Here is a 24,969-nt window from a genome sequence, read left to right on the forward strand (position 1 = left end):
AGGGGAATAGGAGGAGAAATGATGTTTACAAGTCGCGTAATAGATCTATTACAAATTAAGTATCCCATCATTCAAGCAGGTATGGCAGGTGCAATTACGACGCCTGAGCTTGTTGCAACTGTAAGTAATAGCGGAGGACTAGGAACGCTTGGAGCAGGCTATATGAGCCCTGAGCAAATTCGTGAAGCGATTTATGAAATAAGGGAACGAACGGATAAGCCTTTCGGTGTTAATTTACTGTTAACGAAAGAGATACAGATAGAAGAAGAGAAAGTAAACGTGGCAAAGGTATTACTTAGCGGAGTGAATAGAGAATTTGGTATAGAGGAAGAAGAGACGTTAAAGCTTCCAAAAAGCTATAAAGAACAATTACAAGTGTTATTAGAAGAAAACGTACCAGTCGTTAGTTTTGCATTTCAAACGTTAGAAAAAGAAGAAATAGATAACTTAAAAAGAAGAGGAATAAAAATCATCGGAACAGCTACTCATGTGAAAGAGGCGAGGGTGCTTGCTGAATTAGGAGTAGACATTATTGTTGGTCAAGGTAGTGAGGCAGGAGGGCATAGAGGAACGTTTATTGGGAAAGAACAGGACGCTATGATTGGGACGTTTGCATTAATTCCGCAGTTAGTAGCAGCAGTCCCGCATATCCCAATTGTTGCAGCAGGTGGTGTAATGAACGGAGAAGGGCTTGTGGCGGCATTTACGCTGGGAGCAGAAGCTGTTCAAATGGGATCAGCTTTTTTAACGAGTAAAGAAAGTATTACGCATGATGTGTATAAAGAAGCGGTTTTACATAGTACAGATACGAGTACAACTGTAACTCGTGCGTTTTCCGGGAAATATGCACGTGGTATTCGTAATGAATTTATAGAGAAACATGAAGGGAAAGAAGAAGGGCTTCCGATGTATCCAGTACAAAATGTATTAACTTCTAAAATACGCCAAGAAGCAGCAAAACAAAATAAAGGAGAATACATGTCGCTTTGGGCCGGACAAGCGTCATCATTAGCTCGAATAGAATCAGCTCAGCATGTAGTGGAGCGAGTTATGAAAGAAGCAGATAACGTAATCGAGCAATTGCAAAATATATATAGAAAAAGACCACTTGAATAATTCAAGCGGTCTTTTCGTTAGTTTGTTTTATAAAATTGTTGGATGGCCTCATCGATATAAACCCAGCCTTTCCAACCTAAGTGCATATGATCTTTTAAGAAGTATTTATCATACTCATGATTTGAGAAATCAGCAATTGGATAGCCAGCTTTCTCAATTTGCTCACGAACTTTCTTATAGTACAATTCGCGGCGTTCTTTCGGGAAGCCAGCGTAATCGTACCAAGGACCTTTTACAGGAACAGAAATGAAGAGTGGTTTTGCACCAGATTGTTTTAATAAATCAAGTACGATTTGTAAATCTTCATATTCTGGCGATTGATCATAAGCATCATTTTTTAAGTAGCTTTCACGCTGCTTTAATTTCTTCTTGATTTTACTGTTGAAGTAATCATCTTCGATACCATATTCGTTAGATCCGGATTCTACTGCACCCGTTTGATCTGCATGCTTACGAGCTTCTTCCCAATTCATTTGTTTTAATGAAGGGTCAAGTTTTTCTTTATGCGGTTTAATATCAAACATTGCTGTAAATAAATCTTTACGATCTAAAATGTTACGATAAATATAAGCGAAAGGTTTAGCAGCAAGTGCTTTTACTTTATGCTTTGTATCATCATAAACGATACCTTCAAGCGAAATTTTTAGTAAAGTTTCTTTCTTGACGATTTCAAAGTTTAATAAACGTTTTGCAATTTGCTTTTTCATTTCAGGCTTTAAGTCATCATTGAAAAGCAAGTGATAGCCTTGTTGTTTTGAAAAGTTAGGTGCAAAGTGTGTTTCATCAATACCTTGTGGTACAAACCATTGAGGAGAAAGAACGAATACCATTTTCTTATCCTTCAATTGATCCATAGTAGATGCAAAGTTTAACACATGTACAAGGTCTTGTGTTCCTCCGCGTCCAAGTAGGAATGGTGTGAACCCTTCAGGCTTTACTTTGAAATAATTTGATGGATGGAAAGCATCCATACGTGCGAATTCCGATGAACCGTACATCGGAAGGTATTTCGGGTCTTCTAACATCTTTTGCTGTAATATCATACTTTGAATCTTTTCTTCTTTTAAAGAAGTCGCAGCTTGTTCTACTTTTTCGTCACTTAAAAGTGGAAGTAGAAAGCGCGTTGGAATAAGTAAGAATACAGCAAAAAGGGCCAATGCTAAAAGCATCGGACCAAATTTTGCTTTGTTCATCGGATTTCTTCCAACTTCTTAATAACCATGTTTGGTGTAGCCCACTCGTCACGGTCAAAATCAGAAATAGAAACTTCAATATCTAAACGCTCTTGGAATTCAACTAATAAAGATACTACAGCGAAAGAATCAAGAATACCTTCTTCAAATAATTGAACATCTAAGTTTTCTTTCACAATATCGTTTTCACATACTTCTTCTAAAATATCTAATACTTGCTCTTTAAATTCTGCCATTTTTAAAATCTCCTTTATATCCGAAATATATTATATGTGCAACTTCTTACTAGTATAAGAATGGTGCATTAAAAGTATCTGTTAAGGTGTCCAGAGAAAATTAGGAAACCGAAACATACAACGTGGAACGTAATTACAATCGCAAGGACATGTGTAAATTTATTGTTTGGCCAAAACTTATGCTTCTTGTTTTTTCGCTCGAAAATATCGAATAAAATAAACAGTGCGGCATGATATAGACCATAAATAACATACTGCGCAACAGCGCTTCCTTGGATGTGCCAAATTCCCATGATGAAGAAGTTTAAAAATGCACCGATATACGAAATTGTGTAGCGGTTTTTAATTAACTTTTTCTTCGTTGCAAAAAAGACGAAACGCATGTAAATAAAATCACGGAACCAGAATGATAAACTCATGTGCCAGCGGTTCCAGAAGTCTTTAATGTTACGACTAAGGAATGGCTTATTAAAGTTTTCAGGAGTTTTAATTCCCATCATGTAACTGATACCAATTACGAACGCACTATAACCTGCAAAGTCAAAGAATAATTGCATGCTAGTAGCGTACATAAAAATCGCATTAGATAAAAGTGTATCTTGATTGGCGAATACTGCCTTTACAAGATATGTTGTTATCAAGTGCGCAATTATAAATTTATACAGAAAACCTTGGAAAATACGGTTAAGCCCTGTATATAGTAACTTTTGATATTCCTCAGCGCTAGGTGGCTTTTGGATATCTTTTTGGAATCTACGGTAACGATCGATAGGTCCACTTGAAATCGCAGGGAAGAATAAAACGAATTCCCAGAAATTAAAGAAGGAAAGTTCTTTAATTAAATTATCACGAACTTCAAAGACCATTTGTACTGCTCTAAATGTTACGTAAGACATACCTGCGAAAACAATAAAATGTAATTCAGGCACAAATGGTGCGATTTTTGCCAAAATAAGTGGCAAAATCGATAAAATAACAGCTATACAAAACATGAATGTACTATTATTTTGTTTTCTTAAAATTAAATAGCCTTTAATTAGGGCATATTGCCAAATAATAAATGCGGCTAACATAATCGCTTGCTTCGGTTTATCCGAGAAGATAATAGCAAGCATGACTAATGTTAAAACGGCATTATATTTACGCAACATTTTACCTTTTAATCCAGCTATGATAGTAGGTATTAATAAAATGCCCACTATAGCGAAAAAATAAAATGATCCATATGCGGTCATGCTGTAACCTCACTCAATAATTTTTTGCGATCTACCTTTCCATTTGGTGTCATTGGAATAGAAGATTGATACATGAATTTACGTGGAATCATGTAGTTTGGTAATCGCTCATTGAGTTCTTTTTTAATTGCAGATGTTAGTTTGAATTCTTTTTCAAATGAATGTTCTCCAGGAACAACAACCGCTAATAAATAATCGTATTTCTCACCTTTTTTAATTGGAACGATAACTGCTCCTTCTACGTAAGAACACGCACGAAGGTGATGCTCAATTTCTTCTAATTCCATTCGATAACCATGCAGCTTAATTTGGAAATCAAGACGACCATTATAGAATAGAAGACCATTTTCAACATAGCCAGCATCACCTGTTTTATAGGCGCGCTCACCGTCAATCATAGTAAATGCTTTTTCTGTTAATTCAGGGCTTCCTAAATATCCAACGCTTACGCTTGGACCGACAATTACGATTTCACCTTTTTCACCATCAGGTGCAATCGTACCATCTTCTTTCATAATAAGAAGGCGGCAATCTGATTTACAGTAGCCAACTGGAAGTGATTTGTATTGATCAAGCACTTCTTCTGTAACGTGAATACCTGTTACAGCGACAGTAGCTTCTGTTGGACCGTACGTATTCATAATTGTCGCTTTCGGGAAACGCTCAATTAATTTTCTAGCTACTTCATTTGGTAACACTTCACCGCAGAATAAGAATGTTTTCATGTTCGGTAGCATACTCTCAGAGAAAGATGCTTCCATTAAACACATCTCTGCGAAAGATGGTGTCGAAGTCCATACTTGTATATCCGATTGCTCTAAAGAAGCAAACAAGTCTTTTGGACGTGCAATCATATCTTTATCGATTGCCCAAAGTGTACCACCTGTTACTAATGATGGGTAAATATCCATGACAGATAAATCGAATGAGAAAGGTGCTTGGTTTAAGAATACTTGCCCTGTTTGTAAGTTGAAATCTTCTACAGCCCATTTTGTAAAGCTTACAAGGCAGTTATAAGTAATCTGAACCCCTTTCGGATTACCTGTGCTTCCTGATGTGTAAATAATGTAGAAGTTCTCATCACCTTTTACCGCATGTTCAGGATTTGGAGTGTTCCCTTTATGAGTAAAGAAAATATCTTTTAAGTTGTCTTCACTTACAATGCGAACTGGTAAATCAGTTACAGTTACTGCTGCTGATAAAAGTAGTTTCGCACCAGAATTTTCAGCGATACGTTGTACACGATCAGCTGGGATAGATAAATCTACAGGAATATAAGCATGTCCAGCTTTTACACATCCTAAAAAGTTAATAATCATTTCAGGTTGCATATGGCCATACACCATAATTGGTGAACGATCATCTGGATACGCAGAAGAAATCCAATGTGCTAACGCATCAGAATCTTCCTTTAATTGTTTGTACGTAATTTTCGCATCTCGCCAAACAAAAGCAGTTTGATCAGGCGTTTCAATAGCCCACTTTTCAATTTGTTCTAATAACTTCATAACGTTCCCACCCTAAAATTCGTTGTAAATAAATGTACTTGTGTTTGTATCATGGAATCCATACAACCAAAGTAATGCAAATAAAATTGCAAGGTAATAAACCGTCTTTGCAACCCATTGTGTGAGTGGTCGAGACCATATCTCTTTTAATCTTTCCATGTCTTTCCCTCTCTTAATGAAATGATAGCTCTTTGTAGGTATCATGTCCTACATTATTGTGAAAAAAACAAAATTCCACATTTTAGGTAAAAATAAGTCAAAAGGCTCTTTTCTGATATTAGCACTAAATACTAAAAAAGAAAATCCCTAACTTAGCAATTATATTACATTCAGCATCAATTTGTAATGGGTTTGATATGTAAATAGGAAGTGGATTGTGTGAATGTATATAAATACAATATTTGTTTGAATTTTTGAGTTCTTCATAGTTAATGTTTGAATTGATATAGTTTCATAAAAGGAGGCATTTCTGATGAAGAGGATGTGGAAGGATCTTATTTCAGAAGAAAATATTATTAAATGGAGACGGCATTTTCATAAATATCCGGAATTATCATTTCATGAAAAGGAAACTTCGCAATTTATATATGAAACATTATGTTCATTTTCTTCTTTTGAAGTAACGAGACCGACGAAGTATAGTGTACTAGCAATTAAAAGAGGAACGGAACAAGGGAAAGTGATTGCGATTCGAGCTGATATAGATGCTTTGCCAATTCAAGAGGAGACAAGAAAATCTTATACGTCTGTGAATAAAGGAATAATGCATGCATGTGGACATGATGCTCACGCGGCTATTTTGTTAAGTACAGCAGAGGTACTATCAAATATAAAGGAAGATTTTGCAGGTGAGATTCGTCTATTCTTTCAGCACGCAGAAGAGGTGTATCCTGGCGGGGGACAAGAAATGGTTGAGGCAGGCGTAATGGATGGTGTTGATTATGTAATAGGTTTACATGTTATGTCTGGATTGGAGAGCGGGAAGGTAGGAATTGCGTATGGGCCGATGATGGCTGCACCAGACGTATTTACAGTTGAAATTCAAGGGAAAGGAGGACATGCGGCGAGGCCAGAAGAAACGATAGATCCTATTGCTATCGGAGCGCAGATTATTACAAATTTACAACATATCGTATCAAGAAATACAAGTGCTTTCATGCAAAGAGTTGTTTCAGTCACGCAGTTTCATGGGGGAATGGCTGATAATATTATTCCTAGTGCAGCAACTTTAATGGGAACTGTGCGCTCTTTTAATCAAGCGTTAAGGATAGAAGCAGAAGAGAAAATTGAGCAAATCGTGAAAGGAATTACAAAGGCACATGGAGGAAAGTATACATATACGTATCGATACGGATATGATCCGGTTATTAATGATGAATATATTACGAGAGTAGTAGAAGAAAGTGCACTACATTTGTTTGGGAATGGGCGTGTTGTGAAGCTTGAACCTTCTATGGGAGGAGAAGATTTTTCAGCATATTTAAGAAAGGCACCGGGTTGCTTCATTAAATTGGGGACGGGGAATGAAAAGGTAGATACTTGTTATCCGCATCATCATCCTAAATTCGATGTAGATGAATCAGCTTTAATTTATGGAGTGGAATTATTTTTAGAGACAGCGATAAGACTACTAAAATCATAGAAAAGTATAAAAAAAGGCAACTGCGCTCTATCGCAGTTGCTTTTATTTCTTTCCGTCAGAGAGGGCTGAGAAAGAACTATGCTCATTTATAGTATATGAATAGCTAACGGACAAGCTTGTACATTTTAATCATTTTTTTAAAAATAGTTATTGACATTGATAATCACTGTCAATTAATCTAAAGATAGTTGAAATTGATAATTATTATCAATAGGATGGATGAGACATGTTAATGAGAAAAAAATTTCACCTTCTGCGGAGGGGATTAAAAGATAAAAATAAAGATGTTAATCAGCATATGGAATGGCAACGAAATGTAATTCGTTCTGAATATGTAGATGAGAAGAGTACGCTTCCAACAGAAAAAGAGATACAAGGTAAAAGGAGAGATTCAGTTGAGTAAGTTAGTAATGATTTTTGCAAGTATGAGTGGAAATACAGAGGAAATGGCCGATCATATTGCGGGTGCAATTCGTGAAACAGAAAATGAAATTGAAGTTATCGATATTATGGATTCACCAGAAGCTTCTATACTAGAACAGTATGATGGAATTATTTTAGGTGCTTACACTTGGGGAGATGGTGACCTTCCTGATGATTTCTTAGATTTTTATGATGCAATGGATTCTATTGATTTAACCGGGAAAAAAGCAGCAGTATTCGGATCATGTGATTCGGCTTATCCGAAATACGGCGTGGCGGTTGACATTTTAATAGAAAAGCTACAAGAGCGCGGAGCTGCAGTTGTGTTAGAAGGACTAAAAGTAGAATTAACGCCAGAAGATGAAGATGTAGAAAAATGTTTACAGTTTGGAGCTGAATTTGTAAAACACCTTTCTTAATGGCAGAAGGGAGATGAAGAGCAAGTGCATGAGAAAATCGCAATCAAAACGATGACAGATTATCATTTGTATGATTTTATGCGTTGTCCGCATAAATTTTATTTCCGTCATATAAAAAGAAGAGAACCTTCTTCATTTGAATGGCAACAAATCGCACAAATGATTGTGAATCGAATTATTAATGAATATTACACACTACCTGCGGGCCAACAAACGAAAATCGTACTTTTAATATTAATAGAAAAGTATTGGAAAAAAGTAAGGATTAATATGTTTGCTTCAAAGACGGAGTACTATATTGTGTTAGCGAAGTTAACGGATCACTTATTACAATTTGTTGAAAGAGATGATAGTCAGACACCGCCGTTATTTTTATATGAAAAATTTCAAACATATATGGAAGAGTTAGGTGTCTGTAAAAACAATCGTAGCAAGGGTTTTAAGCATCTCGGCAACAATTTGGTAACTTTTGTGACAAATCTTTTTCCATAAATGCAACTACTTCCGCTTGCTTTGATGGGTACAAATGACTGTAAGTGTTCAGAGTCGTTGCTACATCTGAATGACCAAGGCGCTGGGCTACCATAAGAGGGCTTACGCCTTTATTAATTAGATAGGATGCATGAGAATGTCGGAATTCATGGAGCACAATATTTTTAACTTGGGCTATCTTTATATATTTTTTATAATTTAATTGTAGTGTGCTTGTAGAAATACTGCTACGAAACTCTCCAAAAATGACATAATCATCTTTTACTGGTGCTGTTAATGTAGCATGTTCTTTTAATTTTTTCAATAAGTCTATAACAAGAGAAGGCAACATAATAATTCTATTAGAAGCCTTGGTTTTTGGCTGAGTAATCTGCCTATTATAATCTGTTTTATTAATGTTAATTGTTTTTTCCTCAAAATTAACATCTGCCCAAGTTAAAGCTAATAATTCGCCTTTTCTAGCCCCACTATAATATAGTGTTGAAAAGAACGTTTTGTATAATGGTTTGTCAACAACTTCAATAAACTGTTGAAACTCTTCAAATTCCCAGAAATTTATTCGTTTATTTGATTCTTTTTCAAAATTACCAGCAATACGTGCTGGATTAATAGTTATTCCATGGAATTTAATTGCGAAGTTGAATATGGCAGAGAGTACAGTATGAATTTTTTTTAAATGGTCAGCGGAATAGCTATTTATGATTTTATTTTGATAATTCATAATGTGTTTGGCTGTGATCTGTTCAATTTTGATTTTGCTAAATTCCTGTAGTAAATGATTGTATATTACATTTCTTATAACCTTTATTGAGGTTTGCTTTCGTCTCTGACAATACCAATCAAAATAACTATCCGCAACTTGAGCAAACGTTAAACTGGAATTCGTTTCTTTTTCAACTAACATTTTCGCTTCGGCTTCACGTGCTTCCTTTTTAGTTTTAAACCCACGGCGTTTTACTTGTTTTTGAGTGCCATCAAACTGACGAACTCTGACAACGAAGAAATATGTTCCTCGTTCTTTATCTTTGTAGATGACCATAAGAATCCCTCCTGTATATGTAGAGATTGATAATTCAATTTATTGAGTAGATTATAACTTGTTTGTTACCAAAAGAAAAGACTCTCAAAATAAATTGAGAGCCTCTCTTTGAATTTAACCATTTTAATTTTAATAACATATAGTATAAAGCTCTCCACTCATAGTAGTGGAGAAAGATTGGTAGGGAAACCAATCAGGATGATACATAAAGTAAGGATAAAATCATATTACCATAATAATGTTGTGACACATATTGAGAAAGTTAAACATTTGTTTATTGTAATATTTTAATGTTTTTTTCAAATTGGTTGGGTGTAATTATTAAAAAATGGCTGGATTCTACATTGATTTGAGTGGAATATAATGAAAAATGAACCAATGTTCATTACGAATATAAAATATGTGAAACTGCATTCAAATATTTTCAACATTTTTCTCAGAAGTTATATTGAGAAATAAGTTTTAGGGTGGAATAGAATGTGAGTCCGTGCTAAGATTGGCTCTGTATACAGTATATGGGTTTCTGTAGAGTAAATAGACAGAATAATCACAAAAAAATGAATAAAAACATAAAAACTCGCAGAGCGTGTGTAAGAGGTGCCCCAAACAAAGCCCCTCACACCGTTCATCCTAGCTACCTTAGGACAAACACTTGCATCATACGAGTTCCTCGTCAGTGTAACACACACCTAGTAATTTTAAAATGTGTCCTGAGTTGAGAAAATTAAGGGTGGGGCTTTTTATGTTATCGGATGGAGGGAAGAATACTTTGAAGCCGCTACATGTTGAAATTTGTGAATTAATTGACAATAGCCCAGAGCTAACATATGGGAGTGTTGCTGAGGCTATTGGAGTAAGCCCCCAATATATGTCTAAGTTCAAAAAAAGTGGGACAGTTAGTTTTTGTAGTCTCTTGAAATTGTCGCAAGTATTAACGTTGCCTGATGAAAACTACAAAACTATAATGCGTGACTTTTGCTTGAAAGTTGATACAACAGAACTAATCAAACAAAGCTTTGAGTACGCTTCAATTACTAGGGATATTGAATTGTTAAAACGTTTGATAGGAAAATATCGAAAAGATAAAGGAAGTATTCAGGAGTTTGTGGATGTGTATGAAATATTGTATCAATATATAGTGAATGAGATTGATGGTAGATCACTAATTGATAAATTGTGTGAATTAAGGCAACCAACGGATTGTTGTTTACGAATATTAATCGATATCATGAAATGTTATAATTATTATTTTTCTAAAGATTTTCCAATGATGATTGGATTGGGTAAAGAAGTAGAACAGAGGCTTAAGCAGTTAAGTGGTGGGCGTAAAGATTTTATTCTACATTGCTATTTCCACAAGGTATATGAGGTTCTAGCACCTGTTCATTTAAGATTAAATAATAAAGAATTAACAAGAAGATATGCTACTATCTTAAAAAATGCGAATATTAGCGCAAAGACGGTTTCGGATGCAACGTATTTAATGGGTATGTCTTATTTACTTGAAGATAAGCAAAAATGCTTATTACTACTAAAAGAGAGTTATGAGTTATCTAAAGCGATTGGGGAGGAAATTTTAGAAACTGAAGCATTGTATAATTTAAAATTGGTCGAATTGTATTACGAATCAGAAAAGAATGAACCCGTTATCGTACTAAGAGAAATTGATAAATTCTCATCAGTATTTTATCAGAAAGAAAATGAAGACTTTATTGTGTTATTTAAGGCAATGCAAGATACTTCTAATAAGAGTTTACATAAATGTCTTCAACAATTCTTTACTCAAGGCAATTATTTTTTTTCCAGTCTGAGTGCAAGAGAATTATATAAGCGTGGGGAAGATTCTGTTATACTTGAATGGATGATGGACTATAAACAAGAGGTGGGAGTGAATGAATTTGAAGAAGACAATGTTGATATTTTCAATGATGTTAACTTTAATGATAATACCATTCGTTGCTAATAAAGGATTAGAAGAAAAGGCTGTGGATAAACAGATTAATTATATGGATATTAAACCTGGGGGATGAATATGCTGGCCCACTTAATGAAGTTAATTAAGTGGGCCTTTTTTATTTGTCAATATATTTTGCTAAAAAAAAGCATTTTGTTTTTTGGCTAATCTTGAGACATCTATAAAAATTAGTAATAAAATTATAAAAAAGGTGCTAATTTACAATGGGTGATGAGACTATTACTTATAGGAGAGATTAGACAAATGAACAAAATAAATGCAAAAAAAATTAAACAGGAAAACACTGAAGATAAAATTAAAAAAATGTTAATGTTAGAACAAATTTTTAGCGAGGATGAAGAATACATACTTGCAGTTAGTAAAATTAAAGCCATGATTAATAATAATTAATCATGGCTTTTTTCGTGTATTTTAAGTAAGTCATCAATTAAATTAATAATCGTTTGTTTTGTTTCTGATGGCATATTATCAAGACGTTTCATAAGTTGGGCAGTTTCAGAATGGATGTTTTCAGTTTGAAAAGAAGTCTCAGTTTGTAAACCTAATAAATAATCTATCGATACACCTAATACGGTAGCTATTTTATAGGTATTTTCTCTCGAAGGGCTTTTTCTATTGGTTTCGTATAAGGATATTGCAGAGCGATTAACATTTAAAATGTCCGCTAATTCTTGTTGTGAGATATTTTTTTTTGTACGAATAAATTTTATACGGTCTCCTAATGTTACCATTACTAACACCCTCCGGTTAACTGGATTAAACATTTCTATGATTATAATAACTAAAATAAGTAAATGAAGCAATGCTTTTTTAACAAAACCATTAAAGTGCATAAAAAAGGTTTGCAGAAGACTTTATTTCATTGTATGATGTTAACACAAGTAACTAAGGGGGATAAAGATGAAAAGATTTGATGGTAAGAAACTGTATTTATTAAGGAAAAATAGAGGATTTTCGCAGAGGGAATTAGGAGAGTTGTTAAATTGTAGTCACTCTTTAGTTAACTTGATGGAAAATGGTAAGCTTCAACCAACAACTGCCAAGTTATTAGGTATTTCAAGTATCTTTAAAGTTTCTATAGATGAGTTGTTTATAGATTTTTTTTGACCATTAAGTTAACACAGGTAACTATATGTGCAAAATCTAGAAATTATTAAAAAAGGAGCGATACCATGCACAAAAACCTATACATAGCCAGAAAAGAGCAACGCATGACACAAGAGAAAGCGGCAAATTTGATTCATATTGCACCAAGAACATATTTTGCTAAGGAACACGGTAAAAGTGACTTTACCCTAAAAGAAGCGCAGAAACTAGCAAAATACTTCAAAACAACAGTGGACGAGCTGTTTGCCCAATAAACGAAAGGGAGGGAAGTTGAATGAAAAACGGTAAAAGACCAACCAAGAGAGAGAAAATACATATCAATTCTTACAACTTAAATGCAGATGAATGGCTGATTTTTAAGAAAGTAGATGGCGAATTACATTTAGTGCATCGTCATACGAACTCAATACGAGTCATTCCAAGTGAATAGAGTGGACAAGTATTATTAAATTCGAGGAGGTCTTCATATGAATGAATTAACAGTTGCAAACGAACAACCGTTACATAATGAACTTGTATTTGAAAGCAATGGCGAGGTAGTGACTGATAGTTTAACAGTCGCGAACATGTTTGGTAAGCGACATGATAACGTTATGGCGGATATTAGAAATCAAATGGAATATGCAGGACAAGAATTTTCACTCCTAAATTTTAAGGAGTCAAATTATGAAAGTCGTGGGAAAAAGTATTCCAAGTTTGATTTAACGGAAGAAGCTTTCACACTAGTTGTTTTCGGATACAACACAAGAGAAGCAGTGCAAACAAAAATTCGATTTATACAAGAATTTAAACGTATGAAGGAATACATCAAAAATCAGCAACAAGTTACTACAGATCCAATGAGTATTCTAAAGCTTACTTTTGAAGCACTAGAAGGGCAAAAGCGAGAGCTTCAGCACATTAAGTCAGATGTCAAAGACATACGAGAAAATGCCCCATTATTCGCAATAGAATGTGATGAAATATCCAATGCAGTTAAACGTCATGGCGTTACGCTGTTAGGTGGTAAACAGTCTAATGCGTACCAACATGCAGGAATAAGAGGTAAGGTCTACCGTGATATCTATAACCAGTTGTATCGTGAATTTGGAGTCACAAGTCATAAAGCAATTAAACGTGGTCATTTAGCATTAGCAACAAAGATTGTTGGGGAGTACACGTTGCCAATCGTGTTGAGTGAAACAATCAATGTAATAAACTCTCAAATTATGTTCTCTGAGATGTAGAACAAGCCGAAAGGGGAAGATAACCACGATGGAAGAAAGTATTGTATCGCTATGTATCGTTGGATTTGGCACCTGTGGGCTTCTACTTGCTGTTTATGCACTAGATAAACCAAGTAAAGAATTTACAAAAGATGTGGAATGAATTTGAGGGGAGAAAGCGCTATGACGTTATCAGTTTTAAAGAAAGATGTACAGAAAAAACAAATACTAGATGAATTCTTGCAGCATTGTGAAAAGAAACAAATAGAGGCGATTCAAAAGAATGATCCATTTTTACTTTGCACTTGGATTAAAGAAGCACGATTGGCTCGAAGAGAGCTTATAGCGCTATACCGTGAGAAAGAAAACTATGATAACCAACTTGAACAGGATCGCAAAAGCATCTTAGGGATTGTAGAACGTTTAAGAAGTATAGGGATTAATGCTTCAACCGTGGAGAGGGTGCATTGTATAGCAAACTATTATAACTAAAAATAAGAAAGGATGGTAAAAGGAAATGACAGCACAAGAATTATTTGAAGAAAAACAACATTTAGTAATTGCAGCAATAAAGCAACAGTTTGGAAGTATCGCAAGAGCCGGACAAATTGCAGAAATGAACAATATGGAGTTGGATGATTTAATTCAAGTTGGTCATATGTATTTATGGGAGCATTGTGTGAAATATGATCCAGAGAGAGTAGATACATTCAATGCATACGTGATGAAAGGTATGAAATGGGCAATAAGTGATGAGATTCACATGAAAGGAACGCCTTTTAAAATCAGCAGACGAGTTAGTCATGAGGAAAGGAATAAAATGAATATTCATTCGATTGATTTGCATCGAGGTCAGGAAACAGTAAACGAGTATTATGCAGTATCACCAATTGATGTGGAAGAAGAAGTAATCGTGTCAGTAGGACTTCAAGAAGTCACAAGTGTACTGGAAGAAGAGGAAAAAATAATTATTATGCATGTTGGGTATGGTTTTACAGAACAGGAAATTGCTGTGAAATTAGAGATGAAAAAATCTACTGTTCATACAAAAAAGACACGGGCATTTTTAAAGATGAATCCAAATTATAAGCCAATGAAACAAAAATCCTTTTTCCTAGGGAAAAGGATGGTAAAGAGAAACCACCAGTTGGGGCTGGTGATTTAATAAACACACACGTTACATCCATCATAACATATGTTGCGTCATGCATACAAAAAAAGACCTGTTTCAGCAGGTCAAAAGTTAGGGTATTTCGTGAAAGAATACGATTTAATCATACTTTAACAGGAAAATATGAAAAATGATAGATGGAAAGGAAGAATATTCAATTTATATTGTTGAGAAATAAATAACACCCTATTGGGATATAGGGTGTTATGGAAAAAATCGCGAAATTAAGATACTGAAATTGTATCATGTTGAGATTTTCTTGTAAAGGAGAAAAGGCCTATGCTCGCATCGAATATCGTGACTAGCATCGTCCTCCCATCTTGGGTATATGGAGGCACAAAAACAGAAAAAGAGATAGCTAGCAACACTCATATATATATAACAAGTGTGCCAAATCGTTACCAAGGTTATCAGATTTTGAAAATAGAAAATGGTATGGCAATTTGTGAAAGGGCTCAGGTGAATTAGATGAGTAGCAATATATTTCAATTAGAAACCTTTGCGAGAAATGGTTATACGGTAAGACTTGCTTATGTGGATATTACAGAGGATTTAATCGCAGGAATCTTGTTAGGACAAATTGTTTACTGGTACATACCTAACGAACAAGGGAAGAGCAAGCTGAAAGTGAAGAAGGACGGAGAATTTTGGCTTGCTAAAGGTCGTGAAGATTGGAGAGAGGAGATTAGAATTACTCCTAAGCAATACGATCGGGCAATTAAAATTTTAATTGAGAAAGAGTTTGTAGAAGTTCAAAAATTTAAATTTAATGGTGCTCCGACTCATCATATAAAGTTAAACATTTCCGAAGTTACCGAAAGGGTAAAATGCATTTTGACCTTTGGGGAAGTTCCAAATGCACCTTTGGGTGAAATTCAACTTACCGAAAGGGTAAATTTTTTAACAGAGATTACTACAAAGACTACTACAGAGATTACTACAAATAAAAAGAAGGATTGTCACAAGTTTGAAACTTGCGACGTCAATGCGGCAAAATATTTGTTTGAAAAAATTAAGAGTAATAATCCGAAACAAAAAGAGCCTAATTTTATTTCTTGGTCTAAGGATTTTAGATTAATGCGTGAAAAAGATCAACGTGAATTACAAGAGATAAAAGATGTGATTGATTGGTGCCAAGCAGATCCATTTTGGCAAGGAAACATCTTATCTCCTAAAAAGCTACGTGAAAAGTTTGATCAACTAACAATCCAAATGAATGCTAGAAAAGGAGCGAAGAATCATGGAAGCGGTGGAAAGAGTGATGACGAGGATTTTGAATACATCGGCTTGTAAAGAGGAAGACGAAGGTTATACCTGTGAACACTGTAACTCTTTTATTAAGGCAATCGTAGTAGAAGTCCCAGCATTACGGATAAAAAATAAAGTATTTCCTACATGTGAATGTGTGGTAGAGCGTGAAGAAGCGAAAGTAAGAGAGTATCAAAACTTCGCTAAGAAAAGAGGAATTGAAAAACTATTTAGCATTCACAATGTGGGAAATCGTTTTGATAAAAGTACATTTTCAGCATTTCTAGAGCGGAATGGTTCAGAGACGGCGTGTCAGTTAGCAAAACAATACGTACAAGCTTTTACCGAATGGCAGGGAGAATCACTTTGGGTATGGGGAGAGCCTGGAAACGGGAAAACACATTTGGCAGCTGCCATTACAAAAACATTAACAGAGCAAGGTTATATCGTCGTATTTCAAAGTGTCCCAGAATTGCTCCAACGTATCCGTAGTACGTTTAACAGTGAAAACAAGGAAAATGAAGCGCAAATTATGAGAGCCCTATTAGAATGCGATTTACTGATTCTTGATGATATCGGAGCTGAAAAAGCGACCGAGTGGGTGGAAGAAAAGATTTTTAATATCATTGATGGACGTTATCGAAAAGAGATGCCTACTTTGTATACAAGTAATTTAAAGCCGAAAGAAATGTTACAACAAGTGGGGAAGCGATCTTATGATCGTATGGTGGAAACGAGTTTGACAATTGAAAATAAAGCAACAAGCTATCGAAGAGAGATTGCTAAACAAAGATTACAGCGTTTCGGAGAGAGTTCTTAATACATGCCAATAGAAGAGGAGTGTAGGCTTATGACCGATTTACAGTTAGAAAACTATACAATTTCAGCTCAGCAACGAAAGTACATGAAGAATGAACGACGTAACTTGTACATCGCTTTAGAAGAACTGGACATGTTTTGGGATGAAGACGATGTATTACGAGTGAAGAATGCTTGGAAAAACAACGAGAGTGTGTTTGCAATAGGTGAGAAATTACAAAGAGATCCGGACGAAATTACTCTACTTATTATGGATTTAGCAAGAAAAGGTGCGATTGGAAAAAGAGCGTTGGGGTTAGGGGCATGAAACAATTAACCTTTGAAGACGTTGTAGGAACCGTGGATTATGCCGCACGTAGTACTTCTGAACAATTCCTTTCCAATCATTTGGTTACACCAACTTACGCAGTAGAATTTTTTGACCGAGATGAAAAGCAGAAGTTACGCTGGTTTGAAGTGAATACAGAGACTGAAGCAAAAGAAAAGGCAGTAGAAACATACGGGAGAATTCAAATCATTAAAGTATATGTGTCCAATCGAACATTGAAAGAAATTATGGAGCTGGACTAAAGGTGTTTTTCATCAAGAGAGCTCTTATATGCAAAGGAGACCGTGTGTAAATGAAAAGAGAAATAGATATAAAGACGAAGGGAATCTACATTGTAGAGGATGGAAAAATCATCTTTGTAGAACCACCAGAAAGCGGCTATGGACAACAAGTTTTACATTGGGTAAATGGAAAGTTGTCTCATACACAAACAACGATTACAAAGAAGTTTAAATAAAATCATGCGATTCGAAGGGAATGCTGTAATTAAAAGCTCTACTCTCAAAAGGTTGAGAGTAGAGACAGTGGATGCAGCTACTGAGTGCACGGGATGGTGAAAATCAGCAACTACATATTAGCATGAGTATTCAGAAAAAACATCGAGTAAATATTTCCGGTTTTACAAATGATAGTCAATCGGAATCAAATAAAATTTGAATTTTGTAGAAAAGTAGGTGTGTTAAATATGCTGAATGGTTTAGGTGCAATAGTCTTAGAAATGATGTTAAAAATTATCGTATTTGGGTTTGTTACTTTTTTAGTCGGTGTTGGACTTGGTTGGATTGTTTGGGCGTAAGTTTTATAACAATTAAACACTAATAAAAAATGAGCCCGAAAGGGGGCTCTGGAAAAGATATCGCACATCGTATATTACAGTATATGAGCAAGCTTAAGAAAAATGCTAATAAAATAGATATTTTATGCAGAAAAATAAAAAAACCCGCTGATGCTAAACGGATTTTTTTGTAACAGGAACACAAGGAACACCAGGAGGCTGGTCCAGAGCGACCTAGGTATTCACTTGGATGATATTACTATATGTAAGTTGGATAAAACGGTTAATGGAAATGAAACAAAATGCTTATTTAAACATAAAAAGAGCGCTTTACTAGGCGCTCTTTAAGAAAAAGTTGAAAAAGAATACCACATGATAGTGTATGTATGTCTTTTAGCGAGGTACAGTTTTATAACAAAAACTTTATTTTAGAATGAATAAAGAGCATACAAACAAAGTGCATGCTCTTTCAATAAGATGATAGCTCACAATGCCCAATTTGTTAGCGGAATATAGTGTATGTATTTTCTCGTGTAGGGTGACAAAGAAATATTGGAAAAATAATAATTGTATAGAAAATAAATTAAAGCACACATATAAGTGTGCTCTTATGAAAGCTTTAAATTTGTATGACTAAATAGTCACCATACAATAACATATGCTTGTTTGGTATAGATGTGTGTCAAATCCATAAAAATATATTAGGGTGTATATAAAAAATTAAATATTAATTGGATAGCGTTGTGTTTTTATTAACGAATTTGTGCAACTGTTAGTGCTGCAGAGCGAATGTCTACTGTGCCAATTACTTCAACAGGGACAATTTGAATTAAGTCACCAGGGTTTAGGTTAATTAGAATGACACCACTAGATACATCGACTTGACCAGTTCCGATAATACTAGAACGAACTGCAGTTCCAGATCCTGCAATAATGTTAGTTGATGAATTAAGTGTTAAGAAAAATCGTGCTGCTTCTGGTGCTATTGGAACGTTGTCAAGGCTGATTGTTAATGTATAACTAATTTGATATATACCAGCTACAAGAATTCTAATACCAGTGCCGGTACTAATTGTATCACTTATTACAGGCACAGTAATGTTAGGATTTGGCCCCGTACTAGGTAATAATAGTGGCGTAAATAAAATTGCAAACTGAGGTGAAGTAGCATTGAAAGCAAAACCAAGGGCAGGTAGTGTACTGGATGCTTGTGCTCCACAGTTAAGGTTACTAAATGTATGACTAGATGAGAGCATATTTTCACTCCTTTCTTTTTAGATAGCTTGAGTGATAATTTCACGTTTAGGACAAGCGTAATATAATATATGAAAATTGATAGTAATTAGTGCAAAGGTATTACTGTTATAGAAGTGAAAAAGACGATTTTATGTCTTATTTATATAGCAAAAACAGTTAGCAAAAAAGCTAACTGCTCTAATCAGGGATGTTACTCTAGATGTAATTATAGTATGAACGGGATATTGGGTTTTATTCAAAGAAGCTAATAAAAAGCTAGGATTTCTCCTAGCCAAAAGGGTTTTCAAAAAGGTATACACACATGGTCGAACATGTTTAATTATAGGATGATTAAACATTTTTGTATAGGAGTAAGTGAAGAGCCTCGCTGTGAAGTGAGGAGGAAATTGGATTTATACAAAACCGTTATTTTATAACAAATAAAAAGAGCACAGATTGTGAGCGCTCTTTATACCTAACCATAATGGAAGTGACGAGTTCACATTATACAGAAAGGTAAATAATGGTAGTATGTGAAAGTAAGAAATTCGTGCATGGATTTAGAAAAAATAATTATTTCATAACAAGCGAAAAAGAGCACACATATAAGTATGCTCTTTGACATGAAAGGTAGATTTCTATGAGTGGAGAGTCTCCATACAATAACATATGCTTGTCCGGATAAAATGTGAAGAAATTTTAAACCAAAACGCTATTTTAGTGAGAGTTTATCATAATAAAAGAGGACCTGCTATAAATAGCAACTCCTCTCTTATTATGGCAAAGAGTAACTCTTACCTTACTCTTCTTCTACATGGTAAACGAAACCTGTATATATGTGTAGAGCAAAAAAGTCCGTATATGAGGACAAAAATGAAATGTTATACACGATAAAAAGCAGTTTAATAAAAATTTCATTTTGTAGAAAATCAACTAAATAAAACAAGCACTTGTGCCAGAGTGCTCGTTTTATAAGATGACATCATTCATTTTGTTATGTTTGTGAGTCATGAACAATTAAATGAGTCGAAAAGTAAGGTTCGAAATAGTTTATGTACCTGCTAATAAATAGGTGCCTGTACTACAAAAGAGCAGCTAGAAAAAGCTAACTGCTCAAAAACTTGTTGGAAGCTACCTAGGGAAGGTAGTCCAGCATTAGTATTGACGGAATAACGAGTTTTATTCAGGGGGTAGAGGGAAATGAAAGAAGGAATTGGTAAATTAACTGAAATAAGCGCTTATATGGTTTTTCTTGTAGCAACAATGGATGATCAGTTCGAAGTGGAGTTAAACGTTTCGTGTGGTGAGGATATAGAGTATTACATGGGATTGTATTTAAAGGGAAATTGGAAAGAGCTATTTGAAGACACCAAGTATGTGTGTGACGCTTCTTTTGAAGGGATTCAGATGGTTGCTAAGGATAAAGAAAATAAACATTCTTGTTATATCGAAACAATGAATACACGTAGACGAGCAAGTATTGGTATTGATCGAGAAATATTACAAGATAACAGCTTAGACAAGATCAATAGAATCAAAGAAATAATTAATTCTTAATAAAATAATCCTTTGAATAGAAAGCGAGGTTAAGAGAATGGCTACTTTAAAGAAACGGAAAACAAGAAAAGCTATTGCTCGTCGTACGAAGGCGGTTAATAAATATAGGGTTGAAAAAGCTTGGAGAAACATCTTTGTACAAGCTGGTATTTTAAAGTGAAAGCAAACAGAAGATAGTCCGGCTAGAAAACTAGAGGACACCAATTCATTAAAGCAGTCATTAAAGCTGTTTTAGGAATAGGTGTCCTTTTTATTTTGAAAAGGGAGATGGGGAAATGAAGGTGTTAAAGGATCAGCTACGTGAGTGGAAAAAGCAATCAAAACAAGCAAAGAAGAAAGGCAAGGAAAAGCGAAAAGAGAAATTTAGTACTCGTGAAATTGAAGAGTTAATGGGAGTTCATGGACCACGTTACGAACGAAGACGTGGAGCATTAAGACAAAAATAATAATAATGGAGGAATTTAATATGAATAAACAACTATCATTTAAAATGCCAATCGTGGATGGGAAAAGAACAAAACAAGAAATTGAAAAAGTATTCAATGAGTATCGTACATATTTAGCAACAATGCCATGTGATATGCTGCCAAAAGTGACACCATCATATTCTATTGTTCCTCCATCAACTACAAACGCATTTAATAGCTCAACTGAAAATATTGCAATTGAAAGAATTGAGTATGAACAAGAAAGAAATAAATTTATGAGTTGGTTGTATGATGCTGTGAATCGCCTAAGAGATGATGAACGTGAGGTAATCGTGAAGTTTTATATGGAAGATGACATTGGATATGACCCAGATATCTGGATGGACTTAGGCATAGGTAAAACAAAGTATTACAAGTTAAAAGGTCGTGCGATATTGCGTTTAGCTTTCAATCTAAAGAAAGAGGTATTTCAAAAAACACGTAGACAAAAAGAGGGGCAAAGTGTATGAACATTGTACAGCCGATTCGAGATAAAGAAATCATACAAGAAATAAAAGAATTCTATAAGAAGCAGAATGAGAGGAACTACATTCTGTTTCTTCTTGGTATTAATACAGGATTCAGAATATCAGATATATTGCGTTTACGCGTTAGGGATGTTGAGGGATGGAATATTGTAATACGTGAAAAGAAGACAAGGAAGATCAAAGATGTAAAGATGCCTTCAGAGCTGAAGAGAGCTATCAGGAATTATACAGAAGGAAAATCGAAGACTGAATATCTGATTAAGAGTAGGAATGGAAAGAATAAACCAATTACTCGTGCAATGGCTTATGTAATATTAAATCAAGCTGCAGAAGAGTTTGGATTAGAACGCATAGGTACTCATTCACTTAGAAAAACATATGGGTATCATCATTACAAACAATTTAAAGATGTAGTCGCTTTGCAAAAGATGTTAAATCATACTGATCAGAAAGAAACATTGAGATATATCGGAATGGAGCAAGATACATTAAATGATTACCAAAGGAAGTTTAGAATCTAATTCCTTTATTTTTTTATCACTTATTGAATTAGCTTTAAACTGAAAGTGTCAAATTCATTTTTATAAAATGCGAAAGATATTGCTATATCTAAGGTTAAACCGAATAGGTGAATTTAACACAATCTAGTTTATAGCTAATTCATTTTTAAGGATTAAAGAACATATTTAATCAAAATCACATGAAAATGGGCTAAAAACTATTGGGATTTTTGACTGGTTTTAATTGTTGCTTTATTAAGGTTTAATATTCATAATTTGATATATGAATAAAAAGGAGGAGTAACAATGAGTAAACAGAGTAAATTGCCCAAGCTACATGCAGAAGTTTTCGATTGTCCACATTGCAAAGGTACAACTAGAGTTGAATGGCATTTTTTATCTTGTAGAAGTGGGAATGTAACATTTATTGGTTCGCAGCTGTATAAAAAACGTCCTAGAATAGTTTCAAATCAAATTGATCCAGACGGATATACAAATGCAGAGAGTAGTAAAAAGGTTGAACAAGATATTATAGGAAAAGAATGGGAATTACATATGAGTATTTGTTCTATTTGTAATCAGCCTATATTCTGGAAGGATGAAAATATAATCTATCCTAATACGCATGGTGTTGATGATCCAAATCCTGATATGCCAAAAGCGGTAAGTGATTTATATAAAGAGGCAAGGAGTGTTGTACAGCTTTCGCCTAAGTCTGCATGTGCGTTACTTAGATTGGCATTAGAAAAATTGCTCATAGAGTTAAAATGTCCAAAAGGAAATAGCATTTATAATAATATTAAACTACTAGTAGAAAGGGACAATATAAATGATGTTGTTCTTGATGCACTAAACGTAGTGAGGTTAGCTGGGAATAGTGCTGTACATTCAGGAGACATAGATATAGATGATAACCCTAAAATAGCTAGTACACTATTTTGGATGTTAAATTTCATTGTAGAAGAACTTATTACTAAACCGGCTAAAGTAAGTGAATTTAAAAAGTCATATTTTTAATTTTATTAGAAGAAAATCCGCGAACTATCCGCGAACTATTTGCGAACTATTTACGGACACGTTTTGGTTTTTAACATGATATATTTGTATTGTGAGAAATGGCGGAAAACATTTCTCGCATTCCTTTATAACTCAAATGGATCGTTAGGCTATGGGTGATGGTTGAGGATTGAATGAGATGTTGTTTCTTGTTTTCAATTCCGAAGTCAAATCTGTTGTGTAAACGGAGAGGAGCTTTTGCTCTTCTTCCAGTTACTTAATAATGTTGGGGTGCATGAATGTAACAACATTAGGTAATTGGAAAAAGAATAAAACTTCACGTACCGCAATTGAAATACAAATTAATAATTGAGAGAAAAGCATCCATTCGGGTGCTTTTTATTTTGAGTTAAGAGGCGGTGGTTCATGTGTTTAAGTTATTTAAAATGTTTTTGCATGATGTTAATGTTCTTGGTCACGATGTAATTAAAGTGTTCAAAGGATGGAATCGCGAAAAAGAAAAAGTAACTATAACTTCAATGCAATTCTATGATCCGATAGATAAGATGGTTGAAAAGGAAATGGCGCAATTGAAAGCGATAAAGGATGGGGAGAAAGAAGGAGTGAGGAAAGATGCAATTACTAACTAAACTTGAGAAAGCGATGGTTGTTGGCATAATCCTTAGCGCTCTTCATAGTAGAAAGAAAATAAAACAGTATGTTGGATTAGAACGATTGCCAGATGTAATTAAAGTGTTAGATGAATTACAAGAGAACACAACACTTGTGGATAAAGAAGAAGCTATAACAAGTTTAATCAATAAGTTGATGGATGATTTGTTAGAGAAAGATAAGGGGTGAGTGGATGAAGATTGATATTGAATTACTTCGAGAAGCCTTTATCAAGTTAGCAACTGAAGTGTATAAAAGAATCGTTCAGTTTGTTTCAGATTACTGGGAACAGATTAAAGAACTTACAGCAAAGTATATGGAGTATAAGCTAGAACAACCACAACCTAAAGTATATGGTTATGTTAAACATAAAACAATGAAGTCACAGGTTATAGATCGTAAACCTAAATGTATTAGAGCAAGGACGGTGTGTTAACGATGGACTATATTAAGCTCATAAGGGAAGGTAAGCTTATGAAGTTCTATAAGTCTAAAGAATGGAGAGCGCTAAGGCTCAAGGCTTTACAGCGTGATAATCACGAATGTCAAATGTGTAAGTCGAAAGGTAAATATAAGCCTGCTGAGAATGTGCATCATCTTAAAGAGGTGAAGACACATCCACACTTAGCAATGGATTTGGATAACCTGCAATGCCTATGTATTCGGTGCCACAACGAAGTACATGATCGGTTAGATAAGATTGAGAAGAAGACGCCTAAGTTCGTTAATGAGGAACGGTGGTAGCTATGATAATTGTGGATAGTAGTTGGACATTTGATACTGACTTAATGATTCAATACGCTGAGAAGGACGAGCGTACGTCATATGAGCGTGACATGCTTAATCAGTTCCGAAAGTATTCTTACTGGCGTTACTGTCAGATAAGGGACTGTGTGAACCCAAGGAAGTGCAAGCGACTTAAGCTTACTGATGTAAGAGAAAGATTAAAAGAAGAAGAGAATTTAATATTTACAAAAGATATTTTAAAGATTTCTAGTGAAGAAGTCTTTTTTATTTTGGATTTTATTGAAGAATACTTTGAATTAGTTTCTTAAACACCCCCCGGTCAAAAAGTTTGGCTTTTCCTTGGAGGACCATTCAACGGGGGGAGGAGAGCGGTTA

General features: G+C 34.6%; 37 protein-coding genes and 1 pseudogene. 30 read left to right on the forward strand and 8 right to left on the reverse strand.

Features of this window, described 5'->3' with window-relative positions; all coding sequences use genetic code 11:
* Positions 1-21 precede the first annotated feature (21 nt).
* The gene (locus QCI41_RS25210; protein ID WP_353836379.1) at positions 22-1,116 is read left to right on the forward strand and encodes an NAD(P)H-dependent flavin oxidoreductase; all 1,095 of its coding nucleotides are present in this window, start codon (positions 22-24) and stop codon (positions 1,114-1,116) included.
* A gap of 17 nt (positions 1,117-1,133) precedes the next feature.
* On the opposite strand, the gene dltD is transcribed toward QCI41_RS25210, so the two are convergent.
* The 5 genes from dltD to QCI41_RS25235 all read right to left on the reverse strand — a co-directional run bounded on the left by dltD (position 1,134) and on the right by QCI41_RS25235 (position 5,447).
* Positions 1,134-2,309, reverse strand: a complete 1,176-nt coding sequence (gene dltD / locus QCI41_RS25215) for a D-alanyl-lipoteichoic acid biosynthesis protein DltD (protein ID WP_353836378.1) — start codon at positions 2,307-2,309, stop codon at positions 1,134-1,136.
* The gene (gene dltC / locus QCI41_RS25220; protein ID WP_000807310.1) at positions 2,306-2,545 is read right to left on the reverse strand and encodes a D-alanine--poly(phosphoribitol) ligase subunit DltC; all 240 of its coding nucleotides are present in this window, start codon (positions 2,543-2,545) and stop codon (positions 2,306-2,308) included. The genes dltD and dltC overlap by 4 nt, the downstream gene beginning before the upstream one ends.
* Before the next feature lie 68 nt (positions 2,546-2,613).
* The gene (gene dltB / locus QCI41_RS25225; protein WP_223698170.1) at positions 2,614-3,780 is read right to left on the reverse strand and encodes a D-alanyl-lipoteichoic acid biosynthesis protein DltB; all 1,167 of its coding nucleotides are present in this window, start codon (positions 3,778-3,780) and stop codon (positions 2,614-2,616) included.
* Positions 3,777-5,288: a D-alanine--poly(phosphoribitol) ligase subunit DltA gene (gene dltA, locus QCI41_RS25230; RefSeq protein ID WP_353836377.1), complete on the reverse strand. Its 1,512-nt coding sequence runs from the start codon at positions 5,286-5,288 to the stop codon at positions 3,777-3,779. Before dltA ends, dltB begins: the two co-directional genes overlap by 4 nt.
* Before the next feature lie 12 nt (positions 5,289-5,300).
* Positions 5,301-5,447: a teichoic acid D-Ala incorporation-associated protein DltX gene (locus tag QCI41_RS25235; RefSeq protein WP_000440293.1), complete on the reverse strand. Its 147-nt coding sequence runs from the start codon at positions 5,445-5,447 to the stop codon at positions 5,301-5,303.
* Positions 5,448-5,760: 313 nt separating this feature from the next.
* Between QCI41_RS25235 and amaA the strand changes: the two genes are divergently transcribed.
* The 4 genes and pseudogenes from amaA to QCI41_RS25255 all read left to right on the forward strand — a co-directional run.
* The gene (gene amaA / locus QCI41_RS25240; RefSeq protein ID WP_353836376.1) at positions 5,761-6,930 is read left to right on the forward strand and encodes an N-acyl-aliphatic-L-amino acid amidohydrolase; all 1,170 of its coding nucleotides are present in this window, start codon (positions 5,761-5,763) and stop codon (positions 6,928-6,930) included.
* Positions 6,931-7,156: 226 nt separating this feature from the next.
* The gene (locus tag QCI41_RS25245; RefSeq protein WP_353836375.1) at positions 7,157-7,333 is read left to right on the forward strand and encodes a hypothetical protein; all 177 of its coding nucleotides are present in this window, start codon (positions 7,157-7,159) and stop codon (positions 7,331-7,333) included.
* Complete coding sequence (locus tag QCI41_RS25250) at positions 7,326-7,772, forward strand: flavodoxin (protein WP_000041146.1); 447 nt, start codon at positions 7,326-7,328, stop codon at positions 7,770-7,772. Before QCI41_RS25245 ends, QCI41_RS25250 begins: the two co-directional genes overlap by 8 nt.
* Before the next feature lie 24 nt (positions 7,773-7,796).
* Positions 7,797-8,186, forward strand: a pseudogene (locus tag QCI41_RS25255) (hypothetical protein); the annotation flags it as partial.
* A 25-nt stretch (positions 8,187-8,211) separates the two neighbouring features.
* On the opposite strand, the gene QCI41_RS25260 reads toward QCI41_RS25255, so the two are convergent.
* Positions 8,212-9,303 (reverse strand): tyrosine-type recombinase/integrase, encoded by a 1,092-nt coding sequence (locus QCI41_RS25260; RefSeq protein WP_353836374.1) that lies wholly within the window; start codon positions 9,301-9,303, stop codon positions 8,212-8,214.
* 742 nt (positions 9,304-10,045) lie between these two features.
* On the opposite strand from QCI41_RS25260, the gene QCI41_RS25265 reads away from it, so the two are divergent.
* Positions 10,046-11,266: an AimR family lysis-lysogeny pheromone receptor gene (locus QCI41_RS25265; protein WP_353836373.1), complete on the forward strand. Its 1,221-nt coding sequence runs from the start codon at positions 10,046-10,048 to the stop codon at positions 11,264-11,266.
* A 255-nt stretch (positions 11,267-11,521) separates the two neighbouring features.
* Entirely contained in the window at positions 11,522-11,668 is a 147-nt protein-coding gene (locus tag QCI41_RS25270) for a hypothetical protein (RefSeq protein ID WP_179880316.1), read from the forward strand.
* Here QCI41_RS25270 and QCI41_RS25275 read toward each other — a convergent pair.
* Positions 11,665-12,009: a helix-turn-helix domain-containing protein gene (locus QCI41_RS25275; RefSeq protein ID WP_327927285.1), complete on the reverse strand. Its 345-nt coding sequence runs from the start codon at positions 12,007-12,009 to the stop codon at positions 11,665-11,667. The two genes, QCI41_RS25270 and QCI41_RS25275, sit on opposite strands and share 4 nt — an antisense overlap.
* Before the next feature lie 169 nt (positions 12,010-12,178).
* Between QCI41_RS25275 and QCI41_RS25280 the strand changes: the two genes are divergently transcribed.
* The 12 genes from QCI41_RS25280 to QCI41_RS25335 all read left to right on the forward strand — a co-directional run bounded on the left by QCI41_RS25280 (position 12,179) and on the right by QCI41_RS25335 (position 17,613).
* Complete coding sequence (locus QCI41_RS25280) at positions 12,179-12,385, forward strand: helix-turn-helix domain-containing protein (RefSeq protein WP_000819158.1); 207 nt, start codon at positions 12,179-12,181, stop codon at positions 12,383-12,385.
* A gap of 65 nt (positions 12,386-12,450) precedes the next feature.
* Complete coding sequence (locus tag QCI41_RS25285; protein ID WP_000549469.1) at positions 12,451-12,639, forward strand: helix-turn-helix transcriptional regulator; 189 nt, start codon at positions 12,451-12,453, stop codon at positions 12,637-12,639.
* A 20-nt stretch (positions 12,640-12,659) separates the two neighbouring features.
* The gene (locus QCI41_RS25290) at positions 12,660-12,815 is read left to right on the forward strand and encodes a DUF6906 family protein (protein WP_262787139.1); all 156 of its coding nucleotides are present in this window, start codon (positions 12,660-12,662) and stop codon (positions 12,813-12,815) included.
* A 37-nt stretch (positions 12,816-12,852) separates the two neighbouring features.
* Positions 12,853-13,611, forward strand: a complete 759-nt coding sequence (locus QCI41_RS25295) for an ORF6C domain-containing protein (RefSeq protein ID WP_353836372.1) — start codon at positions 12,853-12,855, stop codon at positions 13,609-13,611.
* 162 nt (positions 13,612-13,773) lie between these two features.
* Entirely contained in the window at positions 13,774-14,082 is a 309-nt protein-coding gene (locus tag QCI41_RS25300) for a hypothetical protein (protein WP_353836371.1), read from the forward strand.
* A gap of 25 nt (positions 14,083-14,107) precedes the next feature.
* Positions 14,108-14,755 (forward strand): sigma-70 family RNA polymerase sigma factor, encoded by a 648-nt coding sequence (locus QCI41_RS25305; RefSeq protein ID WP_353836370.1) that lies wholly within the window; start codon positions 14,108-14,110, stop codon positions 14,753-14,755.
* 285 nt (positions 14,756-15,040) lie between these two features.
* Complete coding sequence (locus QCI41_RS25310) at positions 15,041-15,229, forward strand: hypothetical protein (protein ID WP_353836369.1); 189 nt, start codon at positions 15,041-15,043, stop codon at positions 15,227-15,229.
* Entirely contained in the window at positions 15,230-16,054 is an 825-nt protein-coding gene (locus QCI41_RS25315) for a replication protein (RefSeq protein WP_353836368.1), read from the forward strand.
* A complete protein-coding gene (locus QCI41_RS25320) occupies positions 16,002-16,829 on the forward strand; it encodes an ATP-binding protein (protein ID WP_085312621.1) in 828 nt (275 codons plus the stop codon). The genes QCI41_RS25315 and QCI41_RS25320 overlap by 53 nt, the downstream gene beginning before the upstream one ends.
* A gap of 30 nt (positions 16,830-16,859) precedes the next feature.
* Positions 16,860-17,135, forward strand: coding sequence for a helix-turn-helix domain-containing protein (locus QCI41_RS25325; RefSeq protein ID WP_353836367.1), 276 nt, complete (start codon positions 16,860-16,862; stop codon positions 17,133-17,135).
* On the forward strand, positions 17,132-17,398 hold the full coding sequence (locus tag QCI41_RS25330; RefSeq protein WP_353836366.1) for a hypothetical protein: 267 nt from the start codon (positions 17,132-17,134) through the stop codon (positions 17,396-17,398). The genes QCI41_RS25325 and QCI41_RS25330 overlap by 4 nt, the downstream gene beginning before the upstream one ends.
* 50 nt (positions 17,399-17,448) lie before the next feature.
* Positions 17,449-17,613 (forward strand): DUF3954 domain-containing protein, encoded by a 165-nt coding sequence (locus tag QCI41_RS25335; protein WP_098398615.1) that lies wholly within the window; start codon positions 17,449-17,451, stop codon positions 17,611-17,613.
* Positions 17,614-18,683: 1,070 nt separating this feature from the next.
* On the opposite strand, the gene exsF is transcribed toward QCI41_RS25335, so the two are convergent.
* Positions 18,684-19,187: an exosporium protein ExsF gene (gene exsF, locus QCI41_RS25340; RefSeq protein ID WP_353836365.1), complete on the reverse strand. Its 504-nt coding sequence runs from the start codon at positions 19,185-19,187 to the stop codon at positions 18,684-18,686.
* Positions 19,188-20,367: 1,180 nt separating this feature from the next.
* Here exsF and QCI41_RS25345 point away from each other — a divergent pair.
* From QCI41_RS25345 to QCI41_RS25395, 11 genes are all read left to right on the forward strand, one after another.
* The gene (locus tag QCI41_RS25345; RefSeq protein WP_353836364.1) at positions 20,368-20,724 is read left to right on the forward strand and encodes a hypothetical protein; all 357 of its coding nucleotides are present in this window, start codon (positions 20,368-20,370) and stop codon (positions 20,722-20,724) included.
* A 37-nt stretch (positions 20,725-20,761) separates the two neighbouring features.
* A complete protein-coding gene (locus QCI41_RS25350; RefSeq protein ID WP_000212570.1) occupies positions 20,762-20,884 on the forward strand; it encodes a DUF3983 domain-containing protein in 123 nt (40 codons plus the stop codon).
* A 115-nt stretch (positions 20,885-20,999) separates the two neighbouring features.
* Positions 21,000-21,170 (forward strand): hypothetical protein, encoded by a 171-nt coding sequence (locus QCI41_RS25355; protein ID WP_167514904.1) that lies wholly within the window; start codon positions 21,000-21,002, stop codon positions 21,168-21,170.
* A gap of 20 nt (positions 21,171-21,190) precedes the next feature.
* On the forward strand, positions 21,191-21,661 hold the full coding sequence (locus QCI41_RS25360; protein WP_098831932.1) for an ArpU family phage packaging/lysis transcriptional regulator: 471 nt from the start codon (positions 21,191-21,193) through the stop codon (positions 21,659-21,661).
* Complete coding sequence (locus QCI41_RS25365; RefSeq protein WP_098831933.1) at positions 21,658-22,200, forward strand: tyrosine-type recombinase/integrase; 543 nt, start codon at positions 21,658-21,660, stop codon at positions 22,198-22,200. Before QCI41_RS25360 ends, QCI41_RS25365 begins: the two co-directional genes overlap by 4 nt.
* A 285-nt stretch (positions 22,201-22,485) precedes the next feature.
* Positions 22,486-23,196: a DUF4145 domain-containing protein gene (locus QCI41_RS25370; protein ID WP_353836363.1), complete on the forward strand. Its 711-nt coding sequence runs from the start codon at positions 22,486-22,488 to the stop codon at positions 23,194-23,196.
* Positions 23,197-23,603: 407 nt separating this feature from the next.
* Complete coding sequence (locus QCI41_RS25375; RefSeq protein ID WP_353836362.1) at positions 23,604-23,825, forward strand: hypothetical protein; 222 nt, start codon at positions 23,604-23,606, stop codon at positions 23,823-23,825.
* Positions 23,809-24,036: a hypothetical protein gene (locus QCI41_RS25380; RefSeq protein WP_353836361.1), complete on the forward strand. Its 228-nt coding sequence runs from the start codon at positions 23,809-23,811 to the stop codon at positions 24,034-24,036. Before QCI41_RS25375 ends, QCI41_RS25380 begins: the two co-directional genes overlap by 17 nt.
* Before the next feature lie 4 nt (positions 24,037-24,040).
* Positions 24,041-24,283, forward strand: coding sequence for a hypothetical protein (locus QCI41_RS25385; RefSeq protein WP_284566134.1), 243 nt, complete (start codon positions 24,041-24,043; stop codon positions 24,281-24,283).
* A 38-nt stretch (positions 24,284-24,321) separates the two neighbouring features.
* The gene (locus tag QCI41_RS25390) at positions 24,322-24,591 is read left to right on the forward strand and encodes an HNH endonuclease (protein WP_353836360.1); all 270 of its coding nucleotides are present in this window, start codon (positions 24,322-24,324) and stop codon (positions 24,589-24,591) included.
* Between the two features lie 2 nt (positions 24,592-24,593).
* Complete coding sequence (locus QCI41_RS25395; RefSeq protein WP_353836359.1) at positions 24,594-24,902, forward strand: hypothetical protein; 309 nt, start codon at positions 24,594-24,596, stop codon at positions 24,900-24,902.
* Positions 24,903-24,969: the final 67 nt, after the last annotated feature.

It is taken from the genome of Bacillus cereus group sp. MG4 (assembly GCF_040460055.1).
GTDB classification, from domain to species: Bacteria; Bacillota; Bacilli; order Bacillales; family Bacillaceae_G; genus Bacillus_A; species Bacillus_A wiedmannii.